This window comes from Kribbella sp. NPDC051952 (assembly GCF_040680855.1).
GTDB lineage: Bacteria > Actinomycetota > Actinomycetes > Propionibacteriales > Kribbellaceae > Kribbella.
In genome coordinates this window covers 260,695-272,222 of the sequence record NZ_JBFAXQ010000008.1, presented here as the reverse complement: position 1 = coordinate 272,222, position 11,528 = coordinate 260,695, and the positions used below count along the sequence as shown (strand labels likewise).

Sequence of the window (11,528 nt, the reverse complement as noted above, 5' to 3'; positions counted from 1 at the left end):
CAACTTAGCTGGGCGGTGCACCGGCCGGATTGGCGACGCACCCCGGCCCCTGGAGGTTGAGCTCGGTGTGCAGGATGTCGAGGTAGGCGCAGCCGTCGCGGTTGTTCGGCTCGATGATGCCGCCCTCGTGCCACTCGTTCCACGCGTACAGGAACAGGTAGTTGTCGACAGTGGATGGTCGCGTGGACGTGGCCATGTCCGCGACCGCGTTCCGGACCGCGGTGCGATAGCCGTCGAACGACTGGTCCGGCATCCAGCGGATCGCCTTCACATCCGGGTTCTCGATCGGGTATCTCGGCCGCTCGTCGAAGTCGGACAGGACACAGCGCCCGTACGCACCCGGCGCCTGGTTGTAGAAGGCCCGCTGCCCCTGCAGATAGGTCGCGTACGAGCGACTCTCGACAGCCGCACCGTCCGTCGTGCAGTACGGCGCGTCCGCACCGGCCGCCGGCACCTGCTTCGGGTCGAAACCGGCCTGGTTGATCATCACGTAGATGTCCTCGCCGAGCCGGCTGCGTGCCTTCGCACGGACCGCGTCGACGAACTGCTTCACCTGCGCGTTGCTGCCATCGCCGAGACCGCGGGCGTCGCAGATGTTGAGGATCTTGCGGCCGTCGTTGGTGCGCAGCGCGTTGTCCTGGCCCAGGTAGCGCATCAGGCTGGTCGTGACGCCGTCGTACTGCGCGACCGGAATGTTCAGGGGCGCGTACGGATGTGCGCAGACGCCCACGGTGAAGTCGATGCTGTCCTTGTTCTTGGCCTGCAGGAACGCGTCGAGCGAGGCGTCGGTGAGGTCCGGGTGCTGCTTGGTGTTGTCCCAGTAGTAGTAGAAGTTGAAGAAGCTCAGACCGGCCGAGGTCGCCTGGGTGATGTGCTTCTCCAGCGTTTCCGGCAACGAGCCGTCGTAGTAGCCGATCGAGGGTTCCAGCGCGGACCAGTCCTCGCCGGGCCAGTTGTCGGTCGCGTAGTGGGTGCCGGACTTGAAGTCCCGGACGCCGCCCCACCAGTCGTTGTCGCGGCCGTAGATCTCCTTGGTCCGCGCGATGATCGTCGGGTGCCCGCCGGTGTGGAACATGCCGAAGTAGACCGCGCCGGCCCGGACCCAGTTCTGGTGGACGTAGCCGACCGGACCGTCGACCGTGTAGCCGGCCTTGACGAGGTCGGCGCTCTTGGACTTGGGCGCAAGCCGCCACTCCTGGCCGTTGGTGAAGCGGAGGAGCTGGATCAATCCCGGTCCGGCCTGGGTTCCGACGTACCCGGCGGTGCCTTCGGAGATCCACTTCTGCGCGACGAGCGTGTCCCGCTCCTGCGCCGACGCGGTGAACAGCCACTTGGTCGCGGTCGCCGACGGCTTGAGGCGGTACAGCGGGGTCCAACCGGTCTGTGGTGCGCGGGCGATGAAGCCGGTCTCGCCGGGCTGACGCTTGTACCCGGCTGAGGTCGCCGCTGCGAGTTCGCTGGGGTCCGCCGTGTAGAGCCGGCCGACGCCACCGGGGGCGACGAGTTCGACGAACGGCGCTGGTTGGGCCGGCCGGGCCACGGCCTTGGCGGCCGGCGGATCCGCCGGTTTCTGGTCGGCCAGCACCGGGCCGGCGGTCAGGAGAGTGGCTATGGTGGCCGCGCTCAGAGCGAGCAGGCCGATGCTGCGATGCACGTCGATTTCCCCAGTTCGTCGTCCCGTCGGCGGGATTCCTTGCCGATGATCGTAGACTCGCGGGGTGGCAGGCCGGATCAAGGAAGAGGACATCGCGCTCGTGCGCGAGCGGGCCCGGATCGACGACGTCGTCGGCTCGTACGTGACCTTGAAGAACGCCGGCGGTGGATCGCTCAAGGGACTCTGCCCTTTTCACGACGAGAAGTCGCCGTCGTTCAACGTCACTCCGGCCCGCGGATTCTTCTACTGCTTCGGCTGCCAAGAAGGCGGCGATGTCATCGACTTCATCCAGAAGATCGACCAGATCACCTTCAGTGAAGCGGTCGAGACCCTGGCCTCGAAGGTCGGCATCCAGCTCCGGTACGACGACTCCGGCGCGCCGATCCAGCGCGGTCCCGGCAACCAGCGGCCCCGGCTGGTCGAGGCGCACAAGGTAGCCGCCGAGTACTTCGTCGAGCAGCTGTTCGGCGCCCCCGACGCGGCAGCCGGCCGGACCTTCCTGGACGGGCGCGGTTTCGACAAGGACGCGGCCGTCTACTTCGGCGTCGGCTTCTCGCCGCGCGGCGGTGAGGCGCTGATCGGCCACCTACGCGGCCGTGGCTTCAGCAACGCCGAGCTGGTCGCATCCGGCCTGGCCGCCGAGGGACAGCGCGGCCTGTACGACCGGTTCCGCGGCCGGCTGATGTGGCCGATCCGCGATGCCTCCTCGGACGTGATCGGGTTCGGCGCACGTCGGCTCTTCGACGACGACCGGATCGAAGCCAAGTACCTGAACACCCCCGAAACCCCGATCTACAAGAAGTCCAAGGTCTTGTACGGCGTCGACCTCGCCCGTCGCGAGATCGCCAAGGGCCGCCAGGCCGTGGTCGTCGAGGGCTACACCGACGTGATGGCCTGCCACCTTGCCGGCGTACACACCGCGGTCGCGACCTGCGGCACGTCGTTCGGCGAGGACCACGCGCGGGTCCTGCGGCAACTGTTGCTGGACCACGATCAGTTCCGCGGCGAGGTGATCTTCACCTTCGACGGTGACGAGGCCGGCCAGCGGGCGGCACTGAAGGCCTTCGCGGGTGACCAGGCCTTCGCTTCGCAGACGTACGTCGCGGTCGAGCCGGACGGACTTGATCCGTGCGACCTGCGACTGCAGAAGGGTGACGCCGCGGTCCGGGAGCTGATCGGCCGGCGGGTTCCGCTGTACCGCTTCGTGCTGACCAACGTGCTGTCGAAGTACGACCTGGATCGCGCGGACACCCGGATCGACGCGCTGCGGGACGCGGCGCGGCTGGTGATCAGCATCCGGGACCGGTCGAAGGTGGACGCGTTCACGCGCGAGCTCGCCGGACAGCTCGGGATGGAGGTCGACCAGGTCCGCACCGAGGTCTACCGGGCCGCCTCGCGACCGGCGCAGCCGCAGGCCACTCCGCAGGGGCGCACTCCGATCGTGACGACGTCCGAGGCTCCGCCGGCACCTCCGCGCGTCGACATCCCGTCGCCGCGGGACCAGCGGTTCGTGATCGAGTGGGACGTCCTGAAGATCGCGATGCAGCACCCGGCGCTGGTCGGCGTTGCGTTCGACGAGCTCGACGACCACGACTTCACCCACCCGTGGCTGGCCGCGGTTCGAGCCGGGATGGCGAAGGCGGGTGGGCCGGCCGTCGCGGCTCCAGGTGAGGCGTGGGTGGTCGCCGTACGCGATGCCATTGGCAACGATCCGGCCGCTGCGGTGGTCGGTGCGCTGGCGGTGGATCCGTTACGGCTCGGGCGGGATCCCGACGAGCCGTATGCGCAGGCGTTGCTGGCGCGGTTGCAGGAGTTGACCTGTGCGCGGCGGATCCAGGATCTGAAGTCGAAGTTGCAGCGGACGAATCCGATCGACCGCGCGGACGACTACAACCGGATGTTCGGTGAGCTGATCGCACTCGAGGCGTATCGCGCGGACCTGCGCAAGAAGGCTATTTCGGGCGCTCTTTAAGGTGCTCGACCAGCCGGGCGGTCTGTTCGGCGTACTCGGCGGCGAAGTCGTCGCTGTCCGGATCGAGGCCGAGCGCGCGGGCGATCTGCGGGAACACGACCGGCGCCGCGGCCAGTCCGAACAGGGCAAGACCGGCGTACGCCGGATCGAGGTCGGCGGCGAGCTCTCCGTCTGCCTGGCGTCGACGGAAGTCCGCGAGCATGCCCTGGAACCGGGCGAACTGGCCTTCCTCGTCCTGTCCGCCGGTGTCGCGGTCGACGCCCTCGCGGACCAGCAACCGAAGCAGGTCGGGCTGCGCGAGCGCGGCCTGGGCGTACGCACCCACCAGCTCGCCGAGCGTGCCGGCGTCGGCGGCGATGGTCGGTTCGCCGGCTCGCCAACGCTCCGCGACGGCGCGGTAGAGGCCCTCCTTGCCGCCGAAGTAGTACGAGATCAGCTGCTTGTTCACGCCGGCGATGCGGGCGATCTCGCTGACCCGCGCACCGCTGAAGCCGCGCGCGCCGAACTCGGCCACGGCCGCGTCGAGCAGTTGCTGCCGGCTCCGCTCGGCGTCGCGCTGGCGCTCGTCGGGCGCTGGTGATCTCCGCACGAAGTCATCGTAGCGGACCTGCCATCCGGTGTGCTAACTTAATCAACCAGACGGATGATAAAGTCCACCCAACGGGTGATTAGGAGGCTGTGACATGCGAGTTGGGATCGTGGGTGCGGGGATCGGCGGGCTGGCGCTGGCCCAGGGGCTGGCGAAGGCGGGAGTCGACGTACGGCTGTACGAGCGGGATCCGTCCGCGCAGCACCGCAAGCAGGGCTATCGGATCCACATCAGCCCGGTGGGGGAGCAGGCGCTGGCCGCGACCCTGCCGGATGCGGTGCGGCGGCGCGTGATCGAGACGGCGACGCATCCCGGTGATCTGCTGGCTGGGTTCGACGGGCAGTTGAATCCGATGTTCGAGCAGGTCTTTCCGGGTGGCGGACCGGAGACGGTTAGTGCGGTCGATCGGTATGCGTTCCGGCGGGCGTTGATGACCGGGCTGGACGACGTACTTGCCTTTGGCAAGCAGTTCGAGTCGTACGCCGCGGACGCCGACGGAGTGGAGATCCGGTTCGCGGACGGGAGCTCCGAGAGTGTCGACGTACTGATCGGTGCGGATGGGGTCGGATCGGGGGTGCGGGCGCAGTTGCTGCCCGACTTCGAGGCTGTGGACATCGGTGTGCGCTGCATCTACGGCAAGGTGCCGTTGACGCCGGCGGTTCGGGCGGCCGTGCCGGAGGCGTTCATGCGGGGCTTCTGCTTCGTGACCGATGGGCGTGGCGCGAGTGCCGCCTTTGCGCCGGTGCTGTTCCGGACGCCGCCCGAGGAGTACGGCGACTACCTGATGGCGGTGTTGACTGCGACGAGCGACGTACTCGGGTGCGCCGATGACGAACTGTTCGCGTTGAGCCCGGCGGAGCTGTGGAAGATCGTCAGTCGTTTGAGCTCTTCCTGGCATCCGGCTGTGCGGGAGCTGATCGCCACCGCGGAGGTGGATGCGGCGTTCCCGATCACGCTCCGGACCTGCATCCGCGTGGCCGAGTGGCCGGTATCGCGAGTCGCTTTGCTCGGGGACGCCGTACACCCGATGACCCCGGCCGCGGGCGCCGGCGCGAACACCGCGCTCTGGGACGCAGCCCGCCTGACCAAGGCTCTGACCGATGGGACGCCGTTGCTCGAGGCGTTGGCGTCGTACCAGCAGGACATGGTCCCGCACGGGCAGGCTGCGGTGACGGAGTCGCTGGAGAACGCGAAACGCATGTTTGAGGTTGAGGTCTGAATCCCTTGTAAACGTGGCTTTAAGGCTGGCTGAAGGGTGGGGTGGACAGTGGCGGTGTAGTTCCAGAGAGCAGGGGGAAGAACGATGACCGACGTCATTGTCGACGACTCCGAGTCCGTCGACGCAGTAGACGAAACCAAGCTGTTGCCGCTGAGCCAGTCGCCGGGAGTACTCGCCGACGACCCGGAGGCGGCGAGTGAGCACGCCGAGTTCCCGAACCAGGGCAAGGTCGACAAGTTCGAACGCGAGCTGGACGAGGTGGCCGGTCAGCAGACCAGGCCCGACGACTCCGTGAAGTCGCCCGAAGAGGCCGGGTTCCTCGTCGGGCTCGAAGGGGATGACTGAGATGGCGATCAGGATGGGACAGGCCGCGATCGACTTCGCGAAGGGGCAGGTCACCAACCCGACACCACCGCCGGGCGAATCCGACTGGTTCGGCTGGTGCCTGGTCTTCGTCCGGCGCTGCTTCAACGTCGGACCGATGTACGGCTCGGCCGAGAAGGGGTACTTCGGGACCGACTTCAAGCACGGCACGAGCGGTACGCCGCCACTCGGTGTCCCGATCTGGTGGACCAACGGTGGCGACGGGCACGTCGCGATCAGCACCGGTGACGGGAACTGCTACAGCACCGACATCAAGCGCCGCGGCAAGGTCGACAAGGTGGCGATCTCGTACATCACCCGCACCTGGGGGCAGAAGTACCGCGGGTGGAGCGAGGACATCAACGGCGTACGGATCTACCGGCCGGGCCAGGTGGTTCCGCCGCTGCCGGCGGTCGACCTCAGCAACGTGATCGATGCTGCCCGCCGGGACCAGTTCCGGCCGCAGGGCCAGGGCTTGCACGAGCACGACGTACTGATCGTGGAGAAGGCGCTCCGCCACCAGGGGCTCAAGAAGGCCGAGTTCGTCGACGGGTACGCCGGCACCGAGTTCCGGACGGCGTACGCGATCTTCCAGAAGGCCACGGTCCCACCGCCCTTCGACGGGATCCCGGGGTTGGCGAGTCTGACCAAACTCGGCAAGCGCAACGGTTTCCGAGTCGTCAGCTGACTGCCCGCCAGTTCGTCAGCTGACCGCCCCACCGGATCGGCCGATTGCCCCAGCGCCGATCCACCCAGAATCGCCGGCGGATGCCCCGTCCGTCGGCGATTCGTTCCGTGCGTTCGCCGAGTGGGTACAGGTAGGGGTAGCTATTCAGTGACTCGCAGTGAGGCGGAGGTCTGACCATGAACCCCAGGCACCGGATGGTTCTCGAGGCGGACAACGGGATGGAACTGCTGTTCGTCTGCCCGCACGACGGCTGTGGCCGTCGGTTGATGCTCAAACGCTCGGGTGGTTTGACGGTGATCGACCGCGGCGACTTCTTCGCGCTGCACTACGGCGGCACGGAGGGGTTGGAGATCTCGTCCGGGATCGGCGGCTGACCAGCGCGTTTCCGCTTAACCAGGACTGAGCGCGGCCGCTCAGTGCAGCTGTGGCCGCGGGCTCAGTGCTGGGCGGCACCCTCTCGGTAGGAGCGGACCAGTCGTGGTCCGTCCTTACTCGAGGGAGTTCGTCATGCAGCAGTTCGATCCCAACATTCCCGGCCTGATCGAGGGCAACGTCACGACCGTGGTCGTCCTCGACCCCGCCAACACGTTCCCGCCGTTCGAGGTGGGCAACCACGTGCTGAACCGCGACGACGCGTTCCAGATCAAGGTGGAGTGGAAGATCACCGGCCTGCTCCGGCCGCTCTGGCTGTCCGCGCTCGGCGGCAACTGGAACGTCCAGGTGTTCGCCGAATCCATCGGCGGCGGCCCGGAGATCCTGCTGGCCGCCGACAACAGTGTGGCCGCCGACCCGGCCACGTCGGACTACGCCGTCACGCTGAACGTACCGCCGAGCACTCTGGACGAGGGCGACCCCGGCAGCCAGACCAGCGGCATCTACAAGCTGGTCGTCTCGGTGTTCCTGAACAGCAACCTCGGCCAGCCCGGCTTCGACATGACCGGGTTCAACGAGGGTCCGATCATCCAGGTCGAGAACCCGAACTGATCGAGGACCGGTCCTTCGGGAGGTGGAGCCAATGAACCAGACGCTCGCGAGTTTCCGTGATCTGAAGGGTATCGGCCCGGCCACCGAGGCACGCCTGCACGAGTCGGGGATCTACACCTGGGAGGCGCTGGCCGTGGCCGCGACCGCCCTGGCGTCGGTGCGCGGCGAGGGCGAGACACTCCGTGACGTGGCCAACGGTGTGGCCGCACGGCGTGGCGAGGCGGGAGGCGAGGCCGCCGGGCCTCGCCTGCCGGACGGCGAGCGCCTGGAGGCGTTCGTACTGCGGATCGCGCTGGCGGCTGACGGGAAGCCGCAGCGCTCCGAGGTGACGCATGTGCGCACGATGGCGGAGCAGACCTGGGTCGGGTGGAATCCCGATCAGGTGTCGGCGTTCGTCGAGAAGCACGGGGGATTACCTCCTGCTGAAGCCTCGTCCCGGCCCCGGTCCGTTGCGTCCTCGGACCAGGTGGTGGTTCTTGACGCCGGCAAGGCGATCGGGGGAGTGGGGCGCGACATCAACCTGGTGATCACCAACACCCGGGCGGTCGGGGGCGACTTCGGCTACCGGGCCACGCTGTCCGCTCACCGGCTCGGCTCCAACGGAGAAGGCTGGGTTGCGGTTGGCGCCCGTACTGGGACTGGGGCAGCGGAAGACGACGTCGCGTTGAGGTTCCCGGGGGTTCAGTTGCCTGCCGGAATTCACAGTCTGCAGTTGCGCTTCGAATTGCAGTTGCCCAGAGCAACGAGGCAGCCGCCGGCGTTGTCGCTGGCCTAGCTGCTCCGGATGGCGTCGTACAAGCGGATGGTGTCGAGTGCGGGGCCGGTGTCGATGGTCGCTCGCAGGATCCGCTCGCAGAAGCCGTACTGCCGGATGGCTTGATAGGTACGTCCCTGTGAGGCATAGCAGCGCATCAGCAGTCGATGCGCGTCCTCGCGGCACGGGTCGAGGTCAAGCATCCGGTGGGCGGTGGCGATGCAGTCGTCGATCCGGCCCTCGGCCAGCTCGATCCGGCTGAGCCGGTCGAGGGCGTCGATCAGCTTGATGCGCAGGCTCTCGCGGGGCAGTACGGTCCACTGTTCGAAGGGTGCGTCGGAGACGAAATCGCCACGGTACAAGGCGATCGCGCGATGGTACGCCGTTCTCGCCTCGTCCTTGGTGTGGGCGCGTTCGGCTGCGGCGCCGGCGCACAGTTCGCGTTCGAAGGTCTCAACGTCGACCTCGACGGTGAGGTCTTCGTTGATCCGATAGGTGCCGTCGGCATACTCGACCAGGTTCACGGACGAGACGTCGAGGAAAGCCTTCCGTAGGCCGCTGACCGCGACCTGCAAGCGATTGCGTGCAGCGGCGGGTGGAACGCCGGGCCAGAACTCCTCGAGCAGTTCGTCCCGCGCGCAGGCGTGGCGGCGGCGATGGAGCAGGTAGCGGAGGACGCTCGTACCTCGTTGTCCGTTCCAGGACCGGACCGGTGCGCCGTCGAGTCGTACTTCGAGAGAGCCGAGCAGGCGGGCCTCGAGTACGCCTTGGCGCGGTGCGGTCTGCGCGGGCGCGGGTGCGTAGTTGGCACGCTTGGCATTGGCTGGCTTGGTCAGCTCCCGCCTCAGCGCGGGCGCCCAGATCGGGCGTAGCCAGCCCCATTGCTGCTCCATCGGCACCAACCACGGCCGGAGTTGCTCGGAAGTGACTGAGCCCGTTCCCATCTGCGGGTGCCAGTAGCCGACGGTCAGCGCGACCTGCAGTGCACTGCGCTGATCGGGGGTCAGCCGTTCGAGCAGCGTCGTAGTGAGGCGGCCGAGCAGGGACGGCAGGTGGTGCGCCTCGTCGAGGGCCTCGTCCACGGCGTCCGGCGACCACAGTTGCGCGGCTGCTCGGAGGTCGTCGACGACTGCGCCGTACCGGTTGATGAGTCTTTGCGGGCGCTGCTCAAGAGGTGCTCGGTCTACGAGGTCGGACGCCGAGACCACGCAGTCCGGCCCGCGTACGACGGGCGAATGCCAGCGGCTCTCCGCGACCACGACCATCCTGACTCCACGAGCGGTGATGGTCGGGCGGATCGCCTTGACCAGGCGGGTGAGGGCTGTCGTCACGCGGTTCCCGAGTTCGAGCACGATGACCGCGCCTTCGGGTGCTCGCGTCAGCTCTTCATTCAGCCGTACATCCGGGCCTGGCTCCTCTGCGGACCAGCGGTGCAGGCAGGCCGCGGCGAGTGCGGGTGCGAGCTCCGTCGGGCGCACATCGCTGGCGCGCAGCCAGACGCAGTCGCCCAGCCGCTGCCACCCGTCGACCACACCGGCCAACCGCTCCGCGGAGTACGACCCCGGCACCCCACGAACCACGGAGAACGGGGCCTCCGCAATCCGCTGCACCGCCGGGGTCGTCAACCCCTCGGCGGCCAGGGGGCGAAGAACCGGCGGCAAATACATAGGCCTACCCCGCCCGCCCCTCACCCGTGCAACCCATCGTCATGCTTCCCCCTCACCTGTACGGACGCAGCCCGCTGCCCCTTGATACGCATTCAATCGCTTCAACTCGAACAACCAGTTCGGAACTGCCCTCAGGTGGGGTCAGGTCGGGATGCCCAACCAGGTGGTTAGCGCGGTTTGGAGTTGGTCCTCGTCGGGGGTCTCGCCGGGCGTGCAGGCCCAGGCGATCACGCCGTCAGGGCGGACCAGGACGGCCGAGAGACGGTCGTCGTCGATGCAGTCGACTTCGACGATCTCGAGACGGTCCCGCCAGCCATCGGCTGCTTCCCGTCCGGCCGGGATGAGCAGTACGGCGCGGGCGGTGGTGGTGAATTCACTGAGTCGGGACTGACCGGCACCCTTCGCGGTGACGAAGGTGAGATCGGGACAGTAGGTGCCGATCAACTGGTGATCATCGGGCTTGACGTACGGGAAGGCGTAGCGGATCGACAGCCCGCCGAGGAGCCGGGAGAAGTACTGGTTGACCTCCCGGATGTCCATCAGCTCAGACACGATGTCACGCAATGCGTCGGTGTGAGGTCCAGGACGCATCAGCGCCGACTGCGCGCGGGTGTTGTCCAGCACGGAGGCGCCAACGGGATGCCGCTCTTCGGTGTAGGTGTCGAGCAGTCCATCGGGCGCAACGCCTCGCACCTGCGCCGCCAGCTTCCACCCGAGGTTGACCGCGTCGCTGAGGCCGAGGTTGAGGCCCTGTCCGCCGTTGGGCGAATGTACGTGTGCCGCGTCCCCGGCGAGAAAGATCCGGCCGAGTCGGTACGTGCCGGCCTGGCGGGCGTTGTCGGTGAACCGGAGCGCGTCACTGACCTCGGTGATGGTCACGTCGACGCCGGCGACCCGGCGCACACTGGCCTGCAACTCCTCGGGTGTCACGGGACCTCGCGGTACGTCGGGTCCCTCCATGAAGTCGAACGCACCCAGCACCCCCGGGCCGTGGATCAACATGCCACCTTCGAGCCGGCCGGACGGTGGCAGCTTGTCCGGATCCGCGATCTGCACCTGGGCCTGGCGTGCCGTCATGATCGGGGCAGTACCGGGGAAGTCGAATCCGGCCAGCGTCCGGATCGTACTGTGGCCACCGTCGCAGCCCACGACGTACGCCGCTTCGAGCCGCTGCTCGCCGTCGGGTGTGTCGACGGTGATCGAGACGTTCTCCGCATTCTGGGTGAGGTCGACCACCGTGTACTCCCGCAGCACACTGATGCCGAGGGCACCGACATGGTCGGCGAGGATTCGCTCCAGGTCTGGTTGCCAGATCAGCCGCCCGGTCCGATCGGGCTCCTCCTGCAGGTCCGGATCGATCTTGTGGATCCACGCGAAGTGGTTCTTCGCGCTGCCGTGGTCTCGTTTCTTCTCGTCCTGCCGTTCGGGCTGGCAGGCCTCGAGTGCAGGGCCGAGTCCGCGGCGCTGGAGTGCTTCGAAGGCGAGTGGACCGACGCCACGCGACTTGCGCTGTGGGGCCGGTTCGGCCAGGCGCTCCAGTACGACGGGCCTGATACCGGCCAGGTGGAGTTCGATCGCGAGTGTCAGCCCGACCGGGCCGGCTCCGACAACGATCACTTCGTAGGACATGGGATCTCC

At 67.7% G+C, this 11,528-nt stretch carries 11 protein-coding genes; 7 read left to right on the top strand and 4 right to left on the bottom strand.

Going from position 1 to position 11,528, the window contains the following annotated elements; translation table 11 throughout:
- Positions 1–4: 4 nt before the first annotated feature.
- Positions 5–1,654, bottom strand: a complete 1,650-nt coding sequence (locus AB0L70_RS17950; RefSeq protein WP_363685248.1) for a glycoside hydrolase family 99-like domain-containing protein — start codon at positions 1,652–1,654, stop codon at positions 5–7.
- Positions 1,655–1,718: 64 nt separating this feature from the next.
- On the opposite strand from AB0L70_RS17950, the gene dnaG reads away from it, so the two are divergent.
- On the top strand, positions 1,719–3,626 hold the full coding sequence (gene dnaG, locus AB0L70_RS17945; RefSeq protein ID WP_363685246.1) for a DNA primase: 1,908 nt from the start codon (positions 1,719–1,721) through the stop codon (positions 3,624–3,626).
- Here dnaG and AB0L70_RS17940 read toward each other — a convergent pair.
- Positions 3,607–4,215, bottom strand: a complete 609-nt coding sequence (locus tag AB0L70_RS17940) for a TetR family transcriptional regulator (RefSeq protein WP_363685244.1) — start codon at positions 4,213–4,215, stop codon at positions 3,607–3,609. The two genes, dnaG and AB0L70_RS17940, sit on opposite strands and share 20 nt — an antisense overlap.
- A gap of 94 nt (positions 4,216–4,309) precedes the next feature.
- Here AB0L70_RS17940 and AB0L70_RS17935 point away from each other — a divergent pair, with 94 nt between their 5' ends.
- The 6 genes from AB0L70_RS17935 (at position 4,310) to AB0L70_RS17910 (ending at position 8,244) form a co-directional block, all read left to right on the top strand.
- The gene (locus tag AB0L70_RS17935) at positions 4,310–5,434 is read left to right on the top strand and encodes an NAD(P)/FAD-dependent oxidoreductase (protein ID WP_363685242.1); all 1,125 of its coding nucleotides are present in this window, start codon (positions 4,310–4,312) and stop codon (positions 5,432–5,434) included.
- An 84-nt stretch (positions 5,435–5,518) separates the two neighbouring features.
- The gene (locus AB0L70_RS17930) at positions 5,519–5,779 is read left to right on the top strand and encodes a hypothetical protein (RefSeq protein ID WP_363685240.1); all 261 of its coding nucleotides are present in this window, start codon (positions 5,519–5,521) and stop codon (positions 5,777–5,779) included.
- A gap of 1 nt (position 5,780) precedes the next feature.
- Positions 5,781–6,485, top strand: coding sequence for a hypothetical protein (locus AB0L70_RS17925; RefSeq protein ID WP_363685238.1), 705 nt, complete (start codon positions 5,781–5,783; stop codon positions 6,483–6,485).
- A 176-nt stretch (positions 6,486–6,661) separates the two neighbouring features.
- A complete protein-coding gene (locus AB0L70_RS17920) occupies positions 6,662–6,859 on the top strand; it encodes a hypothetical protein (RefSeq protein ID WP_363685236.1) in 198 nt (65 codons plus the stop codon).
- Positions 6,860–6,992: 133 nt separating this feature from the next.
- Positions 6,993–7,469, top strand: a complete 477-nt coding sequence (locus tag AB0L70_RS17915; RefSeq protein ID WP_363685234.1) for a hypothetical protein — start codon at positions 6,993–6,995, stop codon at positions 7,467–7,469.
- Positions 7,470–7,500: 31 nt separating this feature from the next.
- Entirely contained in the window at positions 7,501–8,244 is a 744-nt protein-coding gene (locus tag AB0L70_RS17910; RefSeq protein ID WP_363685232.1) for a hypothetical protein, read from the top strand.
- Here the strand turns inward: AB0L70_RS17910 and AB0L70_RS17905 are convergent.
- Both AB0L70_RS17905 and AB0L70_RS17900 read right to left on the bottom strand, forming a co-directional pair.
- On the bottom strand, positions 8,241–9,890 hold the full coding sequence (locus tag AB0L70_RS17905) for a BTAD domain-containing putative transcriptional regulator (protein ID WP_363685230.1): 1,650 nt from the start codon (positions 9,888–9,890) through the stop codon (positions 8,241–8,243). The genes AB0L70_RS17910 and AB0L70_RS17905 overlap by 4 nt on opposite strands.
- A 141-nt stretch (positions 9,891–10,031) precedes the next feature.
- On the bottom strand, positions 10,032–11,519 hold the full coding sequence (locus AB0L70_RS17900) for an FAD-dependent monooxygenase (protein ID WP_363685228.1): 1,488 nt from the start codon (positions 11,517–11,519) through the stop codon (positions 10,032–10,034).
- Positions 11,520–11,528: the final 9 nt, after the last annotated feature.